17 protein-coding genes are annotated in these 17823 nt (G+C 65.3%); 6 read left to right on the top strand and 11 right to left on the bottom strand.

Annotation, left to right across the window (positions count from 1 at the left end):
* The first annotated feature begins 294 nt into the window (after positions 1-294).
* The 4 genes from D1Y84_RS04955 to D1Y84_RS04940 are packed head-to-tail and all read left to right on the top strand — an operon-like array spanning position 295 to position 2811.
* Entirely contained in the window at positions 295-1485 is a 1191-nt protein-coding gene (locus tag D1Y84_RS04955; RefSeq protein ID WP_124847536.1) for a Xaa-Pro peptidase family protein, read from the top strand.
* Positions 1485-2219, top strand: coding sequence for a DUF998 domain-containing protein (locus tag D1Y84_RS04950; protein WP_124847535.1), 735 nt, complete (start codon positions 1485-1487; stop codon positions 2217-2219). Before D1Y84_RS04955 ends, D1Y84_RS04950 begins: the two co-directional genes overlap by 1 nt.
* Before the next feature lie 8 nt (positions 2220-2227).
* Positions 2228-2632 (top strand): DUF6677 family protein, encoded by a 405-nt coding sequence (locus D1Y84_RS04945; protein WP_124847534.1) that lies wholly within the window; start codon positions 2228-2230, stop codon positions 2630-2632.
* Complete coding sequence (locus D1Y84_RS04940) at positions 2629-2811, top strand: hypothetical protein (protein ID WP_124847533.1); 183 nt, start codon at positions 2629-2631, stop codon at positions 2809-2811. The genes D1Y84_RS04945 and D1Y84_RS04940 overlap by 4 nt, the downstream gene beginning before the upstream one ends.
* 109 nt (positions 2812-2920) lie before the next feature.
* Here the strand turns inward: D1Y84_RS04940 and D1Y84_RS04935 are convergent, their stop codons facing one another.
* The 11 genes from D1Y84_RS04935 to trxB all read right to left on the bottom strand — a co-directional run bounded on the left by D1Y84_RS04935 (position 2921) and on the right by trxB (position 14118).
* Positions 2921-4042 (bottom strand): GNAT family N-acetyltransferase, encoded by a 1122-nt coding sequence (locus D1Y84_RS04935; protein WP_233581145.1) that lies wholly within the window; start codon positions 4040-4042, stop codon positions 2921-2923.
* Between the two features lie 99 nt (positions 4043-4141).
* Positions 4142-5965, bottom strand: a complete 1824-nt coding sequence (locus tag D1Y84_RS04930; RefSeq protein ID WP_233581144.1) for a glycosyltransferase family 39 protein — start codon at positions 5963-5965, stop codon at positions 4142-4144.
* A gap of 92 nt (positions 5966-6057) precedes the next feature.
* Complete coding sequence (gene rbfA, locus D1Y84_RS04925) at positions 6058-6492, bottom strand: 30S ribosome-binding factor RbfA (RefSeq protein WP_124847532.1); 435 nt, start codon at positions 6490-6492, stop codon at positions 6058-6060.
* Positions 6493-6511: 19 nt separating this feature from the next.
* Positions 6512-6805 carry a DUF503 domain-containing protein gene (locus tag D1Y84_RS04920; RefSeq protein ID WP_124847531.1) on the bottom strand — a complete coding sequence of 98 codons (294 nt, stop codon included), beginning with the start codon at positions 6803-6805 and terminating at the stop codon, positions 6512-6514.
* Between the two features lie 195 nt (positions 6806-7000).
* Entirely contained in the window at positions 7001-7888 is an 888-nt protein-coding gene (locus tag D1Y84_RS04915) for an aldo/keto reductase (protein WP_124847530.1), read from the bottom strand.
* 107 nt (positions 7889-7995) lie between these two features.
* Positions 7996-9075 carry an acyltransferase gene (locus D1Y84_RS04910; protein WP_124847529.1) on the bottom strand — a complete coding sequence of 360 codons (1080 nt, stop codon included), beginning with the start codon at positions 9073-9075 and terminating at the stop codon, positions 7996-7998.
* Positions 9076-9413: 338 nt separating this feature from the next.
* Positions 9414-10007 carry a DinB family protein gene (locus tag D1Y84_RS04905; RefSeq protein ID WP_124847528.1) on the bottom strand — a complete coding sequence of 198 codons (594 nt, stop codon included), beginning with the start codon at positions 10005-10007 and terminating at the stop codon, positions 9414-9416.
* A gap of 155 nt (positions 10008-10162) precedes the next feature.
* Complete coding sequence (locus D1Y84_RS04900; protein WP_124847527.1) at positions 10163-11623, bottom strand: sodium:solute symporter; 1461 nt, start codon at positions 11621-11623, stop codon at positions 10163-10165.
* Between the two features lie 397 nt (positions 11624-12020).
* On the bottom strand, positions 12021-12200 hold the full coding sequence (locus D1Y84_RS04895) for a hypothetical protein (protein WP_233581143.1): 180 nt from the start codon (positions 12198-12200) through the stop codon (positions 12021-12023).
* A gap of 202 nt (positions 12201-12402) precedes the next feature.
* Positions 12403-13164 carry a YggS family pyridoxal phosphate-dependent enzyme gene (locus D1Y84_RS04890; protein WP_124847525.1) on the bottom strand — a complete coding sequence of 254 codons (762 nt, stop codon included), beginning with the start codon at positions 13162-13164 and terminating at the stop codon, positions 12403-12405.
* 15 nt (positions 13165-13179) lie between these two features.
* Positions 13180-14118, bottom strand: coding sequence for a thioredoxin-disulfide reductase (gene trxB, locus D1Y84_RS04885; protein WP_124847524.1), 939 nt, complete (start codon positions 14116-14118; stop codon positions 13180-13182).
* A 144-nt stretch (positions 14119-14262) separates the two neighbouring features.
* On the opposite strand from trxB, the gene D1Y84_RS04880 reads away from it, so the two are divergent.
* Both D1Y84_RS04880 and D1Y84_RS04875 read left to right on the top strand, forming a co-directional pair.
* Positions 14263-14463: an allantoinase gene (locus D1Y84_RS04880; RefSeq protein WP_124847523.1), complete on the top strand. Its 201-nt coding sequence runs from the start codon at positions 14263-14265 to the stop codon at positions 14461-14463.
* Positions 14464-14880: 417 nt separating this feature from the next.
* On the top strand, positions 14881-17820 hold the full coding sequence (locus D1Y84_RS04875) for an IPT/TIG domain-containing protein (RefSeq protein WP_158615327.1): 2940 nt from the start codon (positions 14881-14883) through the stop codon (positions 17818-17820).
* The last annotated feature ends 3 nt before the right edge of the window (positions 17821-17823 follow it).

Here is a 17823-nt window from a genome sequence, read left to right as displayed (position 1 = left end):
CTCCTGCTGTATCGCGCAACATGCCCCCGCTCGGCGCTGCCATTCCGCTGTCGCCGCTTTGAGGAGCTTAGTGCATCCCCACAGCAGTATGAGCTCGCCGCCCAAACAAATCTGCAATCCAACGCGCGCAAGTCCGCGCCCACCTGCCATGCCAGCCCGCCCGCGATGTCTCACCCAGACCAACCCCAACCACCACCCACCCACAAGCCATGTCATCCTGAGCGCAGCGAAGGATCCGCGATCCCCCTCACAGCGCGAACCCAACCTTCCGCCTCGTCCGTCTACAATCGCCCCATGGCAGCGCTTGATCTCGCAGCAATCCAATCAGCCCTCCGTGCCAACGGCTTGGACGCCTGGCTTTTCTACGACCACCACGGCCGCGACCCCCTCGCCTACAGCGTGCTCGGCCTCCCGCCTGCGGTGCATGTCACCCGCCGCTGGTACTACGTCATCCCCGCGCACGGCGACCCCAAAAAGCTCGTCCACCGCATCGAGTCCGGCCGCCTCGACGCCCTCCCCGGCGCGCGCGCGGTGTACTCCTCCTGGCAGGAGCTCGAGTACGAACTCGAGCAGCTCCTCTCCGCCTGCACCCGCATCGCCATGCAGTACTCCCCGCGCAACGCCATCATGTACATCTCGCTGGTCGACGCCGGCACCGTCGAGCTCGTACGCTCCTTCGGCAAGGAGATCCGCAGTTCCGCCGACCTCATCAGCCAGTTCGAAGCCGTGCTCTCCGCCGCGCAGATCGAAAGCCACTACATCGCGCAGCGTGCGATCGACACCATCCTGCCCGCCGCCTGGCACTGGCTCCGAGCCGAGCTCGATGCCGCCCGCCCCATTACCGAGTACTCCATGCAAAGCTGGCTGGTCGCCGCTCTCGAGCGCGAAGGCCTCCAGTACGACAACCGCCCCAACGTCTCCGTCAACCACAACGCCGCCGACTCCCACTACGACCCGAAACCCGGCGCCGCCCGCCCCATCCACAACGGCGATTTCCTGCTGGTCGACATCTGGGGCCGTCCCGCGCCGCCATCCCCCTCTGACTTCACCGTCTTCTACGACGTCACCTGGACCGGCGTCATCGGCCGCGAACCCTCTGAGCGCGAGCAAACCGTCTTCCGCACCGTGCGCGACGCCCGCGACGCCGCCATCGCGCTCGTCCGGCAGCGCTTCGCAGCGGGTGAGCCCGTCGCCGGCTGGGAGCCCGATGCCGCCGCCCGCGCGGTCATCACCGCCGCTGGCTTCGGCCCCGCCTTCACCCATCGCACCGGCCACAACATTGCCCGCGAGATCCACGGCGCCGGCGCCCACCTCGACAACTTCGAAACCCACGACGTCCGCCGCATCCTCCCCAATACCTGCTTCTCCGTCGAGCCCGGCGTCTACCTCGACACCTTCGGCGTCCGCTCCGAGATCAACATGATCACCTCTGCGACCGAGGCCCGCGTCACCGGGCGCATCCAGCAGGAGCTGGTGCGGATCTGATGGCGCATCGCTCCTCCCGTGATCTCCGCGATCTCTGGGGCGCCGCAAGCTGGGCCGCCTGCGCACAGTTCTTCCTGGCCGAGGCCGTTGCTACCCTCGGCTTCCAGGGTCACTACAGCTATCGCGACAAGTTCATCAGCGACCTCGGCGCGCTCACCTGCCTCCACGGTTGCTCGCACTGGCACGCGCTCATGAACAGCTCCTTCGTGCTGCAGGCCGTGCTGATCGCCGCCGGCACGCTGCTGCTGTCGGGCCGGTTCTTTCCCACCTGGGCCGGAGCAACTGCCCGCGTCTTCCTGCTGCTCTCCGCCGTGGGCGTCCTGCTGGTCGGCCTCTTTCCAGAAGACGCCAATGCCAACTTCCACGTGCTCGGCGCACGCATGCATTTCCTTCTGGGTGCCCTGGCCATGCTGCTCATCGCCATCGCCCACCGCCGCCGCGCGGGCTCTCCCCGGCATGCGCGCCCCGATGCCACCTGGTTGCGCTTCCAACCGGTCGCCGGCTCCATCGCTGCTTCGATCGCCCTTTTCGGCGATGTGCTGATCGCCTACAGCAACGAACAGACCGCCGCCGTACTCGGCACCGGCACCATCGAGCGCATCGCCGCATACCCGTTTCCGCTGTGGCTCGCCCTTACCGGCAGTTGGACCCTGTGGGCCGTGCTGGCCGGCGGCAACTCAAATTCCCCGCGCGACGCCGCTCCGACCGCTCGGAACAGAACGCGTGATTTATAGTCGAGGGAATGCCTGATTTACCCGCACGTTCTGGCGCCCCTGTCTCCCTGGCACTGCTTCTGGGCTGGCTTCTGCCGGGCGCGGGTCACCTCCTGACACGCCACTGGGGCCGCGCTGCGCTGCTGTTCCTCGCCGTCTCCTCCATGTGGTGGCTCGGCATCGCCATGAACGGTCACCTGTACCTGCCCGATGGTGGCGATGCCCTCAGCCTGCTCGGCTTCGTCGGCGACCTCGGCTCTGGCCTGTTCTATCTCACCGGTTACGCCGGCGGCCTCGGTCGCAATGTCGTGCAGGTCACCACCGCCGACTACGGCACCAAGTTCCTCGTGGTCGCCTCGCTGCTCAATGTCATCGCTGCCGTCGACGCCCACAACCTGCGCATCGGCCGCAAGCTCTCCGGAGTCGCACGATGAGCTTCGCCCCGTCCCACTTCACCGCGGTGCTGCTGTTCGCCACCTCGGCCTCCATCGTCTTCGGCATCACCCAGCGCGCCACCACCCGCGCCATGCTGCGCTACGGCGTCGCCTGCTGGGTCGCCTTCGTTGGCGTGGTCATCGTGGTCAGTTGGCTCATGTTCCTGATCAAGCACTAGCCATCACGCGCAGGGTCTTTCTGCAGAGCAAAGCAAAGCGGCCGGGGAGCAATCCCCGGCCGCTTTGCTTTGCCTGCCGTGATAGGTGTTTCGCGCTTGGGTACCGCAACTAGGCAGGCTTGTTGCTTCGCACGATGCGCGGTCGCCCCGGCACCACGCCCGGCTTCTGGTTCAGCCGCTCGGTCGTGGACTCGTCGGGGCCCGCCATGTTGGTCCAGACCATGGCGTCAAACGAGTGATGCTCGCGAAAGCCCACACGGCGATACAGCGCGGCCGCCCGCTCATTGCCCGTGGTGACCGTCAACGACAGCTTCCTGAAGCCGCGCGCCGCCAGCCCCGCCGCCGCGCGCTCCAGCAGCAGCGTTCCCAGGCCTTCCCCGCGTGCGCTCGCCGCAACACACAGTTGCGTCACGTGCTCCACATCCTTGTGCACGCGCGAGCACAGCACCAGTCCGGCCAGCGCCCCCGTCTCGCGATACTGCAGCACGTGCGAGGCCAGCGCATCGAACACACCGCATCCAGGGAAGCGAATGATGTTGTGCAGGAACTTCAACGACCCCGCCACCGACCGGTACTGGTCATTGATCCGGCTGTCCAGGTGTCCCTCGTACGCATTCGCGATCAGCGAACCCGCCAGCTGAAAGTCAGCCTCCTGCCAGGGCCGCATCAACAGCCCGCGCGCAGCCAGTGCGTCCGCTGGGGTGGCCTTCGTCGGCACCGGTCCTGGCCGCCACTCCCGCTCGCCCAGCTGCAGTTCCATAAAGGTGCGTCGGCACACCATGAACCCATCTGCCTGGAACAGCGCGGCATGCGTGTCATGCGGGTGCAGCAGCAGCTGCGCCTCAATCCGCTCCACGCCCGGTGAGTTCTGCAACAGCGACAGCAGGTGCCGCAGCAGTGTCTCTTCAATCTCGGCCTGCGTGTAGCCGCGCTTGCTGTCCGCCAGAGCAAACACGTCGCCGATCACGGCCTTGCGATCCTCGTACACGCAGAACGCGTAGCCCACCACGCGGCCATCCTCGACCGCTACAAACCCCGGCAGCACGCGCGCGTCCAGGTACTGCAACAGGAGATTGCACGAGGCGCGATAGTCCCAGTCCAGGCGATGCGCCCAGACCGCGGTCTCCGCATCCAGCACCGGGCGAAGACTCTGCGCCGAGAAGTGGCGCAGGTCCAGAATCTCCAGTGGAACCCTGATCGGAATGCTTTGGAGCTGAGGTGGCGCGGTCAACGGGTACTCCTGCCTCGATCGAAGCTATCTTGCAGCTCATTCGGACACTAATTGCTGAAGCATACTCCTGACCACAGCTCCATGGCGGTCCGCTCTTGGCTAGGGCGTACGTGCATCCACCGCATACACAATTAAACCCTGCTCCGGGAGCGTAAACAGCACCTCGTAGTGTCGGTTTCCAAGGCGCATGGGCAGCTCTCGCACAAAAGGCTCTCGCGATATCAGGATGTGCCGCTCCTCCGGAACACCGCTGCGGTCATAGTTCAGCACGCGCTGGTTCCGGTAAAACGAAAGCCCGTACTCCACGTCCCGTCGCACCTGGAACACGGCAACTGGCCCCGCCGCCGGCGGCAGCTGCTTCAGCTCGGCCGCCAGCAGCCTCGGCGAATATGTCGCATCTAGCAGGTGGATCGTACGCTTGCTCGCTGCTAGCGCTGGCACCCCAAAGACCGGCCCGATCCCGAAAATAAACAGCAGCAGCACCAGCAGCGGCACCATGGTCGCAGTGCGCAGCCGTTGCAGCCCAAACCGGCCCACCGTGATCAGGATCAGCAGGGCCGAGCCAAACCCGGCCATACCTGCCGCCAGCACCACCCTGCCCGGCATCTCGAACCCACCCGCCATCAGGTACGCGGGCGCCAGCAGGATAAACGTCGTCAGCAGCCCCGCCAGCAGCGCATGGCCGCCCAGCAGCCACGGCGACAGACCCTTGCTTCGCTGCCGGTTCAGGTAATCGCCCGTCAGGATTGTCAGCGGCGGGATCGACGGCAGGATGTATCCCGGCAGCTTCGAGTCCGACGTCGAGAAAAACAGGATCGGCAGGATCGCCCAGATCACCAGGAACTCCGGAAACGCGTCGCCCGCCCGCTGGTAGCCGCGATAGTGACCCTTGGCCCGCCGCGCCCGCCATTCTGCCACGCTCGCCCGGATCGCCGAAACCAGGGCCGCTACCGCCAGCACCGCCCACGGCATCAGCGACAAGAGCACCACCGGCAGGTAGTAGCCGATCGACTGCTCATGCTCGAACCGGTTCGTCGCAAACCGCTCCAGGTTGTGCTCCAGGAAGAACACCCGCAGGAAATTCGGATTCCGGCGCTGCACCGCGATAAACCACGGCAGCACCATCAGCAGGTACAACACCGCACCCGGCCACCAGAAGGTGCGCCGCAGCACCGTCCACTCCCGCCGCAGGGCCGCAAACGCCACGATGATCAGCAGCGCCAGGAACGGCGCAACCGGCCCCTTGGCCAGCGTCGCCGCGCCGATAAAGAAGTACAGGTCAAACAGCCAGAACTTCGAATCCGTCTCGTACCACGCATACCAGCCCAGCATGCCGATTCCGAACGGCGCCGCCAGCTGCATGTCGGTCGAAGCCCCGCGCGCAAAGCTCAGGATCCCCGCGCATGACGCCGTCAGCAGCGCCGCATCCAGGTGTCCGCCCGGCCGAAAGCGCTTCATGTGCAGGTAAATCAGCACGATCAGCGTGAACGCAAACGTTCCCGACGGCAGCCGCGCCGACCAGTCCGAGACACCGAACTCCTTGAACGCGAACATCGCCCGCCAGTAGTACAGCGCCGGCTTTTCCAGCCATGGCTTGCCGTACAGCACCGGGGTGACATAGTCATGGCGTGCCAGCATCTCGCGCGCCACCTGCGCGTAGCGCGGTTCGTCCGCGCCCACCAGCCCCAGCCCGGCGCCCCCAAACAGCGGCACCAGTCCGTAAAAAAACAGCACGCACGTCAAACCCACCAGCGCCGCCAGCTCCAGCGCCGTTGTGGGCGACCAGAACCGCTGCACCCATGACACGGGGCGTTCCATGCTTCGCGTCTCGCGCACCCTGCCTGGCTCTCCGCCCGTATCTCTGCCCTGGTTCGCTGTGTCCGTCAAAGTATGCCCGTCAAAATCTTCGTATGCTCCGGCCACGGCCGCTCCACGTGGCTTTCGCCCGCATCGCTGGTATGCCGCGCAATCGACCAGGGGCTTTGTGCTGCGGCCCCGTCGCCTTACAGCCTGCGTTATTCCTGTACGGTCTTGGCTGGCGCGAGGCTTTCCTCGGGCTGCGCAGCGGCGGGTTCCGCCTGTGGGTACTTGTTGCGCTTGCGTGTGCGCGTCAGCAACTCGTCGATACGCCCCACCATTCGCTCCGAGCGGTCCGCATGGAACGCCACATCCGGCACCTGGCGCTTGCCCATCCGGTACTTCAGCTCCGCGCGAATCCATCCACGCGCCGCCATCAGCCCCTCGATCGTCGCCACCTCGGCTGCCGGGCCGCCATCCACCTGCAGGTAGATCTCCGCCGACTTGCCGCCGGGGTTCAGCAACACCTGTGTCACATGCGCCGAACTGATCCGCGGATCCGACAGGTCGCCCAGGATCATGGCGTCAATCTCTTCCCGAATGGTTTCCGCGATGCGGTCCTGGTGGTACTTGCGCGCGCGCTGTTCCGGCATGGTCGCATCCCCCTGCTTCCTAGTCTACAAACTCACACCAGCTATCCGTGATCTCCGCGCCGGCTCCCACGGAAATTCGTAATGCCGCTGCTTCCACCTGTTCCATCAGCCCGCGCAGGTAATCCCGCGAACCTGAGATCGCAGCCACGCCAATCACCGCGCTCTGCCACGTCACGGCCTCATCCAGCTCCGCAACCGAGATATTAAAGCCCTGCCGCAACCGGTCTTTCAGGCTGCGCACCACCTGGCGTCGATCCTTGAGCGACCGCGCATGGTTTATGCGAAGCTGCAGGGTAAGCACGGCCACTGGCATATACCTATCCCCAAACCCGGGCAGCAAAAAGGGAGAGCGTCGCCGCTCTCCCTCTCCACTATACCGGCCAATTCAGCCCCAAAACCGCTGCGCAGCCAGCGGCCACTTCGTGGCACGTATGCCGCACAAGCATTCGCCTTGAACGAGTACCTGCCACGAAGTGGCCGCCAGCCGCGTAGGCGGTCTTGCCTTTGCTTACGCCTGCTTCACCTCGGCCTCGATCTCGCTCCACTCCTCGGGCGCAAGCTTCAGCGAGGCGGCTGCCGTGTTCTCATCCAGGTGCTTCACCGACGAGGTCCCCGGGATTGGCAAAATTACCGGCGAGCGATGCAGCAGCCACGCCAGCGCCAGTTGCGAGACCGACGCATCATGCCGCTTGGCAGCCTTGTCCAGCGGACCGCCTTCCTTAGCCAGCTTGCCGGACGCCACCGGATACCACGGAATAAACGCGATGTTGTGCTTCTCGCAGAACTCCAGCGTGTCCTCGTGCTGGCGATCGCCGATGTTGTACTGGTTCTGCACGCTCACAACCTTGACGAACTTCAGCACCTGCTCAATCTCCTTAGGCTTCACCTCGGAGAGACCGATATGCCGGATCTTGCCTTCCTTCTGCAGCTTCACGATCGGTTCCAGCGACTGCTCCACCGGCACCTTTTCATCGATGCGGTGCAGCTGCCACAGGTCGATCCGCTCCACCTTGAGCCGGCGCAGGCTCAGCTCCACGCACTGCTGCAGGTACTCGGGCCGACCCACCGGCGCCCATGCCCCCGGGCCGCTCCGGGTCAGTCCACCCTTGGTTGCGATCACCACGTCTTTCGCATACGGGTGCAGCGCTTCGGCAATCAGGCGCTCCGAAACCTCCGGCCCGTACGCATCTGCCGTGTCGATAAAGTTGATGCCGATCTCGATCGCACGCTGAAGCACACGCTTCGCCTCAGCCCCGTCCTTCGGCTCGCCCCAGATCCCCTCGCCTGTGATCCGCATTGCGCCATACCCAAGCCGGTTGACCGCAAGGTCCCCACCCAGCGCGAACGTCCCACTCTCCGCCGCATTGATGCTCTGTGTTGCCGATGTTGTCGCCATGCTTCATGAGATGACCTCAACTCCGCGCAGGGTTCGCCGGTGCGGATAAAAGCAAGGGCGCACATACAGCCTGAGTGCGAGGCTGGCACGGCGCGGCACGGCGATCTTCACAACTCCCTGTGCAGCCACGCACGCACAGGCTCGTCGTACAGCTTCAGCACCGCCCAGCCAAACACAAGCATGCACAGCACGCCCAGCGCGATCGGCGACCACAACCCCCCATCCGCCAGCCGGTGCTTCTCCGCAAAGTCACCCCACATCCACATCACGGCGTAGTGCGACATGTACAGCGGGTACGACACCGCGCCGCTCCACCGGCACACTCGCTCCACGCGTGGCGAGATCACCGCACCCGCACCCAGCGCAATCAGCAGCGGAAAATACACCACGATCACCGCGGCCTCACGCACCCACGCTCCCTTGGCCCACGGCATCACCAGCGCCAGTGCAAGCAGCACGCTCAGCCCGCCAAACCCGAGCGGCGTACGCACCCGCCAGCCCATGCGGTACACCAGCAGGCCCGCCATGAACGAGTACGCCACGCGGGCCCCGCCATCCCAGAAGTTCCGCGAGCTCCAGCCGCCTGCAAGATTGCCAGAACGATGGCCGACCCAGCACAGCAGCACCGCCGCTGCCACCGTGAGCACCGCAAGCGTCGCTCGCCTTGCCCGGTACAGCACCAGGGCAAACACCAGGTTCGCCACGTACTCCCAGAACAGTGTCCACGCCGGTGCGTTCAGTCCGAACAGGTTGCGACCACGCTCCGGCATCCCGCCGTAGGGGATCAACAGCACCGACGCCGCAAACAGCAGCGCCACCCTGCCAGCTCCATAGCCCGGCGGCATGCCGAACGGATTGGCCAGGAACGCAACGAGGCCTAGCACCGCCCCGAGCAGCACCATGGGGTGCAGTCGCACCAGCCGCGCCTTGAGAAAGCGGCCCAGCCCCATCGTTGCAATCCGGTCATCGTACGCATAGCCCAGCACGAAGCCCGACAGGCAAAAGAAGAAGTCCACCGCAAGAAAGCCGTGGCCGATCCACAGCACGCTGTAATTGCCGATCACCATCTCGGCGAAGTGAAAGATCACCACCCCGAGCGCCGCTACCCCGCGCAGGCCATCCAGCACCACGAAGTGTGGCTTCGGCCTCGCGACCACCGACTCATCCACCACTGTCTCCAACTGCATGCGCTGTCCTGTCCAACGCGGTCACGCCGACTCGGGTGAACACCGCGCACCGGCGACGTACTCTCGCGCCCGGCCGCCTCGCACGTCGCCCCCCTTCGCTTGCTTCGTATCTCGAAACACAGCGCAAGTACGGCGATCGGCGCCAGGCGCTTGCTGCAGCAGGCAAAGCGGCGTGCGGGCGCCGATCCATCCAGCCCGCCGCGCATCCCCATCCGCACTCGGGAGCGCTCCAGGATGCGCCCGCAGCGAAGTGCAAAAGCAGGCACGCTTCCTCGGCAAGCGGCGCAATCTCGCGCCATCCTCTCGCCTGCGACACACAGCGCCCCGCAACTAAGTGCCTACTTCGCGCTTGCCGGCGGCACAATGCCGTTCATGCGCAGGTACTCCACCATCTGGCCGTAGTGGTCGTTGCCATGCGCCGCGGCAAACGCGGCAATCGTCGCCCGCGTGCTGAACCCGTCAACCGGCTTGATCGCAACAAGCGCGTTCCCCGGCGTGATCGTGGCGATCGCCTTGTGCGCGTACACAAATGACGCCTCGAGTGCGGCAACCGCTTCGTCCTTGGTCGTGATCGAGCCGATTGCCTTCACGTCCGCATCCGGTTTGATCCCGCTCCATTCGAAGAAGAAGTAGTTCGCCTCAGCCAGGTGCGTCACCTGCGCTGCAAACGTGCGCACCGTGGCAAACTGCGTCGTCTGGCTCGCGGCAAAGATGCCCTGCGTCGGGGCAAAGCTGTACTTGTCCGCCGGCATCGCCTTCGCCGCACCCACCACCTGGAACTCCAGCATCGACAGCAATCCATCGATGGCTTTCGCAGGGTCTTCCCTGGTACCGACCGGGGGCGACGGCGGCGGCCCGCTCATCTGCGCCCGCATCTGCACACCACCACCGACCATCACAGCACCCGCAAGCACCAGAGCACGCACACGCATTTGGCTGACCTCAATCAAGCTTCATTTCGAAAAGCGACCCCAGCCTACCAGACCCTGCCCGGCCCTGCGGCAACCGGTCAGCATGCACACCGCTCGACAGGGGCAATGGCGCGCACTCTCGGCCAGCTCTGCCCGGCTCGAGCATCGGCCACGCCCTACTCCTGCGCCGTGCTCGCCTCGAACCGCGCCAGCTTCGCCGCGTCCGGCGGTCCCGTCACCGCGCTCACTACCCCCAGGCACAGCAGCGCCACCACGAGCGCTGGAAAGATCGCATCGCGGTCCGCCAGCACCGCCGGCAGGTGCGCGTGCACAAACGCCGTATCCCAGAACACCGTGATCACCGTGCCCGCTGCAATCGCCGACACCGCGCCGTGCGCATTCACGCGCTTCGAGTAAAACGCCGCCAGCACCACCGGCGTCAGTGTCGCCGAGTAGATTGTGTACGCGTACAGCGTTGCCTTCAGCACCGAGCCCGTGTGCAGTGCCTGGTACAGCGACCACACCCCCAGCAGCACCACCATCAATCGCGACACGATCAGCACCCGCCGGTTCGACGGGTTGCGCGTGATGTACCGCACATAGATGTCGTTCACCAGGTTGGTCGCCGGCGAGAACAGGTAGTTGTTCGCCGTCGAGATCACCTTGGCAAACACCGCGCCCATCAGCAGCGCGCCTAGCAGGTTGCCCCAGCCCGCCGGCATCGAGTGCAGCGCCGTAAACGCGATAATCTCGCGCGGCTTCGGCGTCGCCTGGTGCCGCAACGCCAGCGCATGGCCCAGCATCGCAATCAGCACGATCACGGTCTCCAGAATGATCGTGCCGATCACCCAGCCCACCACCGCGCGCCGCGCATCCCTGGCCGATTTCGCCGAGAAGAACTTCTGATACATCGACTGGTTGCCCAGCATCAGCAGGCACGTCGGCAGGAAGATCTCCGCTGCCCGCAACGGCGTGTAATCGCCCAGCGGCGTAAAGTGCGAAGCCGGCAGGCTTGCGCGGAACCCCGCCCAGCCGCCCGCCGAGTGCAGCAGCACCGGCATCGCCACCAGCAGCGCGCCCGTGGCCAGCAATCCGATAAACAGGTCCATGTACGCGACCGAGCTCATCCCGGCCAGCGCCGTGAAGCAGATCACAAATGCCGCGATGATGTACTTGCCCTGGTCTGGCGAGATCTGCTGCGGAAAGATCAGGCTCAGGATGTCGCCGCCGCCGATGAACTGGTACGACGTGATCGCCGTGTACGCGAACAGGATCGCGATCACCCCCAGCACGCGCGCCGCTTGGCTGTACCGCGCCTCCAGCAGGTCGGGGATCGTGTACTGTGCAAACCGCCGTGCCCGCGGCGCAATGAAGTAGATCAGCAGCAGCCCCGCCCAGCCGCCCGCCGGCTGCCACAATGCCACGAGGCCATGGTTGTACGCGTTCTCCGCGCCGCCCAGCAGCGAGCCCGACCCGATCCAGCTCGACAAGAGCGTAAACACCAGCACAATGGCAGGCAGCGAGCGCCCTGCCACCAGGTAGTCCTGCCGGGTATGCGTCTTGCGCACGCGGGAAAGGGAAACGGACAGAAGCACAACAAGGATCACCGCAAGAACGGCAGCATAGAGTGGGCTCAACAGGATTCCTCAGGCAGCGGCTAACGTTGCCTGAGTGTAAATCCTGTGAATAAACTCGCGCCGTCGCAGCTTCGCCCGTGTCTGTCACGAGGCGTCTGGCGGCCGCGCCCCTTTCGGCTCAAGCCGGTCCCTGCTGCTCGCTGCTGCCCGCGGAGCCGGGGGCGGATTGTCCGTCCTCGGACGCGGCGTCGCGCGCCACCTTAGCAGCGGAGCCCGAAACTATGTGAACTGCATAAATATGCATGAACAAAAATCAGTCTTTTCAATTGACGCGTTATTTTGTGCATAACTATGCATCAACTGAAGAAGCCGTGCATATTTATGAAATTGCATTTTCGCAATGTGCACGAAAATACACCTGTTTTGCGCAACTTTTCGCACGAAAAAACGGCTGTGCTCACAGTGCCCGCACCAGCCGCGCCGGCAGCCGGAACAGCGCCCCGACCAGCTCCAGCACGCCCCAGACCGCGAAGCCGAGGATGCGAAAGGGCAGCAGAAGCAGCCACATCACCGGCAACAAAAGGAGCAGCAACAGTGCCAGCGGCCAGCAGAACACGAGCAACAACACCCACAACATGAGACCCAGCATGCACGATTCGCGGCCGCCCCCAGGGCAGCGCGCGCCCCCTTGTTTCCAGTACGCAGCGTGCTTCGTGTTGGTTCCCCGAGCCACGCTCGATGAGCCGTTTCACCACCACCTGCCTGCCTGGTCCGCGCTCCATCTTGCCTCGGACTGCTCCTCACCCTTACCGCGTCCCGGCTGCGCCTCGGCACGTCGCCTAGACCCGCTTGGGTCGCGCTCCAAAGATGGCCGTGCCGACACGGATCATCGTCGAACCTTCTGCGATCGCGGCCTCGAAATCCCCCGACATTCCCATCGATAGCTCCGCAAACGCAAGCCGTGGATGCCGCTGCGCCAGCTCCTCACGCAGCACCCGCAGCCGGCGGAAGCACCGCCGCGCCACCTCCGGATCGTCCGAGATCGGTGCCACCGTCATCAGCCCGCGCAGCGGCAGGTGCTCCGCAAACTCCGGCAATCGCTCCAGCAACGCCGCGAGTTCCGCGCCCCCGGGCGCCAGCCCTTCCTTGGCTTCTTCATCGCTCAGCTTGATCTCGACCAACACCGGCAGCGTGCGGGCCTCGCGCTTCGCGGCGGCAAACAGCCGCTCCGCAAGCTTCAACGAGTCCACCGTATCCACACCCGTAAACAGCTCCGCGGCGCGTGCGGATTTGTTCGACTGCAGATGCCCGATCAGGTGCACAGCCACGCTGTCCGCCTGGTCTGCTTCCGTCCCGCGCGCCACGCGATATGGCGAACCGGCAAGCACCGCGGCCTTTTCTCCGAACTCCTGCACGCGGTTCTCGCCAAACAGCCGATGGCCTGCCGCGATCGCCTCCAGCAACAGCTCCACGGGATGCGTCTTCGACACTGCCATCAGGCGGACGTCCTCGCGCGAACGGCCTGCCGCGAGGCAGGCCGTTCCGATCGCGTCTTCCATGCGGCTCAGGTTCTCCGCGATATTCGCAGCAGCGTCGTTCATACAGCCCACACCGCGTTACAGCCCTTCATCTTCAAGGAACTTCTCCACTTCCAGCGCGGCCATGCAGCCCGATCCGGCCGCGGTGATCGCCTGCCGGTAGCGGCGATCCTGCACGTCGCCGCACGCAAATACGCCTGGAACGCGCGTAAATACGTTGTCATGCGTCTTGATGTAGCCGTCCTCGTCGAGCTCGATCTGGCCCGCGAACGCCTTGGCATTAGGCTCATGGCCGATGCCGAGGAACAGCCCCGCGATCGGCAGGTCCGTCAGTTCGTCGGTCCGGCGATCACGCAAACGCACACCCTTGACCTCACGCTCCTCGACGCCCAAAACCTCTTCGATCGCGACGTTGGTCCGGAACTCGATCTTCTCGTGCGCCTTGGCGCGCTCGAGCATGATGGCCGAAGCGCGGAAGTTGTCGGAGCGGTGCAGCAGCGTCACCTTGGAGGCGAAGCGCGTCAGGAACAATGCTTCTTCCATGGCAGAGTCGCCGCCGCCGACCACCGCAATCTCGCGCCCGGAGAAGAAGAAACCGTCGCAGGTCGCGCACGACGAAACGCCGTGGCCGATCAGCGACTGCTCCGACGGCAGGTTGAGCCAGCGCGCGGACGCACCGCTCGCGATCACCAGCGTATGCGTGTAAATCGTCTCTTTGCCGAAGTTCAGGGCAAACGGCCGTTGCGACAGGTCTGCCGATACCAGGTGGCCCATCTGGAACTCCGCGCCAAAGCGGCCTGCCTGTGTCTTCATGTTCTCGATCAGGTCCGGCCCCTGGATGCCCTCGGGCCAGCCGGGGAAGTTCTCCACCAGAGTCGTAATCGAGAGCTGTCCGCCCGGCTCGTGGCCTTCAATCACTAAGGGACGCAGGTTGGAGCGGCCGGTATAGATCGCGGCAGTGAGTCCGGAGCAGCCGGAACCGAGGATAACGACGTTGCGAATGGATGTGTCTGGCATGGGATCGCTTTCCATCTTACCCGCTTACCCATGTGGGCAAGCGCTCCTGGATGGAGCGAAGGCCGCCTTGCGGCGATACGGGCAAGCTATGGAATGGATGCGGCCCGCCGCGGGACGATGCACCCCGGGCTTTAAGATGGTTCCATGGCAAATTTGACCCTGGTATACGGCATGCGCTTGCTGCCGGCTGACGAAATCTCCGGCGTAAGCGACGCCCCTGTGGCACTCAAGAACGGCAACGAGGCGCGCGTCACGATGCACATCCTGGAAGGCTCGCGCGAGCAGATCGAGGCGCAGCTTCGGCAGAGCATCGACGCCTTCTTCGACTTTTTCCCGGAAATCTAGCCTCCGGGGACGCCTTCCCGGTCGCACCAAATACGGTTTGGCAGCGCGCGTGCCTACGTGCGCTTTCCCAAGCGCGCCCGCACGGCTTACGCACCTAAGCTTTGGCAAACACTCTGCAACGGCCGCAGCCACTGGGTGTCCGCCACTGGGACACACTCCTGGCACGTAGCCGCGAACTCCCGCTTCCCACGCGCACCCCCCTTGCAACAGCACCACTCCCGGAGAGCGCCAGCGTCTCGGGTTCCGCGTTTGCACGCCTGGTGCCGATCTGGCACAGCGCGATCCTGCGCTCCCAGACTGGCTTTCGAGCCGCGCCAACACTGCTGATTTCACTCATGCTCCACCCCAGGCCATGGCGGAATGGAGTTGCAGCGCGCCGGGAAGCTTTGCCGAGCCGCCGCAACGGGAGCCTGGGCCATGCGTTCAAACAAGAGCCGCAGCTGCAAACATCTTCAGGTCAGAGTCGCCATCGGCATCCTGCTCCTGGCGGGCATCGCTGGCCTGGTGCGGTCGGCTGAGGCGAGCGGACCGCACTGGGTGGCCGGGGTGAACTACTTCAACCCCGCAGCCAAGGGTGCACCCGTGGTCTGGGCCGGTGGCAAGGTGAGCTACTACCTCGACCAGGGCGCGCTCTCCGGCTCCGTCTCCAACAGCCAGGCTGCCTCTATGGTTGCGGCGGCGGCTAGCGTCTGGTCGAGCGTGCCGACCGCAGCGGTCGCCATCACCCAGGGCGGCTCCCTCGGCGAAGACGTCAGCGGCAGCAACGTAACGGCAAATGGAAACAACAACGGCGCGACGCTCCCTACGGACGCGCAGTCCAGCACGACCAGCAAGCCGGTGGCGGTGGTTTTCGATGCCGATGGCAGCGTCATCAACGCAATTGAAGGCGCAGGTTCCAGCGACGCCTCCAGTTGCACCACGGACGGCGTCTACACCACGGTCGACAATTTCTCCGCAACGGGCAACATCGTGCATGCGCTGATCGTGGTCAACGGACTCTGCGCCACCTCCTCGGCCCTGGATGGCCTGCTGCAGTACCAGCTGGTGCGCGCCTTCGGGCGGGTGCTTGGCCTCGACTGGTCGCAGGTGAACGAGGCCATGTGGCTCAACAATAGCCCGACTACCGACGGGCTCACGGGCTGGCCGGTGATGCACCCGATGGAGCGGCTCTGCTCCGACTCGTCCACAAACTGCCTGCCGAACCCGACCACCCTGCGTACTGATGACATTGCCGGGCTCAACCAGCTCTACCCGGTCACCACGGCAAACAGCAGCAGCTGGAGCAGCAAGACACTCACCGCCCCGGCGACGATCACGGTGCAGGGAGTGATCAGCTTTCGCAATGGGCAGGGTATGCAGGGGGTCAACGTCGTGCTCACCCCGCTCGATGCCACGGCCAATGGCAACACCCCCGATCTCCGCTACACGGTGAGCGCGGTGAGCGGCGCGTACTTCCGCGCCGACGCCGCAAACGTGGTGGCGGGACCGGTGGACGCCCAGGGCAATCTGTATGGCCGCTTCGGCACCGACGATGCGACGAAGGAGGGCTACTTCATCCTGAGCGGCGTGCCTCTTCCCGCCGGGTCCACCAGTGCCACCTACCAGCTTTCCATTGAGCCGATCAATCCTCTCTACACAGGCGTGCAGGGCGTAGGCCCCTACGCGGCGAACCAGGTGACCCCATCGGGCACGCTGCAGACCGTGACGCTGGGACCTTTAAGCGCGGGCGCGAACATCAGCCAGAACTTCACCATGAGCGACTCCGCCGACGGCACCCAGACCGACGATGGTCTGGAGGCCAGCCCAAATGGGACCGGGGGCAACGGTGAGTGGCTGGCCAAGCTGGTGGGCTACGGCCACGCGGGGTGGTTCCAGTTTCATGCGCGTGCCAACCGGATCTTCACCGTGGAAGCCTCATCCCTGGACGCTTCGGGGCTGGGCACGGAGGGCAAGGCCGCTGTTCTCATTGGGGTGTGGGACGGCGTCGACGCACTTGGCTCGCTCCCCGCCCTCGCCTCTACGGTGCCGTTCAACGGGGCGCAGGTAGGGCTCTCCACGTTGAGCGCCCAGACCGAAGTGGACGAGGAGGTGCGTATTGCATATGCGGACCTGCGCGGAGACGGCCGTCCCGACTACAGCTACCGTGCGCGCCTCCTCTACGCGGACTCCGTATTTCCCGCGCGGCTGCCGCTGGCGGGAGGGTCGATCGTGATCCACGGGCAGGGCTTTCGGCCCGGAGCTTCGGTCCTGGTAAATGGCGCCGCGGCGGCGGTCACCAGCGTGACGCCGACCGAGATCACGGCAGCGGCGCCGGCGGTAAGCGCGCCAACCGGGACCGTCCTCGTCACGGTGCAGGACCCGCAGACACTTGGCACCGCGCAGATCCTGGATGGACTTAGCTACGACGCACAGGGCACGGACGCGGTGCGGCTGGTCGCCGGGCCAAGCGGCAGCCTGAGCGAAGGGGTTCCGGTGGCCATGACCGTGCAGGTGGTTGCCGCCGACGGCAAGACACCGGCTGCCAACGTCACGGTCACCTACGCGGTGACCGCAGGCTCGGCCGGGTTGAGCTGCGCGGTGAACCCCTGTACGGCAACCACCAACGGCAACGGGATGGCCACGGTCATGGTCTCGGCCGCCACCTCGAGCGCGACCCAGGTCACCGCCTCGCTTGCCAACGGCGCCAGCGTGATTGCTGAGTTCGACGGGGGCACGCCGCCTTCAATCGCGGCAACCAACACGCTGTATCTTGCGATTGGCAGCCAGATCAGCTGGACCCCGGTCGCCATCATCCTCAACAACGGCAAGACAGTGCAGGGCACAGCCGTGCAGTGGAGTGGCTCCGCAGGAGCGCAGGTAGTCACGGCAGCCTCCACCAGCAATGCTGCCGGGCTCGCGTCGACCACGGTCACGGCTGGCCCGCTCGCTGCCGGGTCCACCGCAAACGTGTACGCCTGCGAAGCTGGCTCCAGCCCATGCGCCACTTTCACGATCAATGCGGACCACGCTGAGCTGGCGGCGCTGGTTCCGGTGAGTGGCGTGGGGCAAAGCCTTGCGGCAGCCGGCATCGCGATGCCGGTCACGGTGGAAGTCATCGATGGGGTGGGCCATCCGCTGGCGGGAGCCATGGTGAACTTTTACCAGCAGATGACAGCCTGGGAGCCTCCATGCCCCATGCAGGGGCGCTGCCCCGCTGCCCCGCTGCTCGGCACCGCCTCCAGCACAGCCGTCTCCGATGCCAACGGGCTGGTGACGCTCGCGCCGATGGCCAACAACGGACAGGCTGTCACGATCTCCATGCTCGCGACTACCGGGCAACAGGGAACCCTGCAGTGGAGCATCACGCAGCATCCGTGATAC

The organism is Acidipila sp. EB88 (genome assembly GCF_003858395.1).
Classification (GTDB): Bacteria; Acidobacteriota; Terriglobia; order Terriglobales; family Acidobacteriaceae; genus EB88.
Note: the sequence above shows the minus strand (reverse complement) of the source record. Positions and strands in the feature narration are given on the sequence as shown.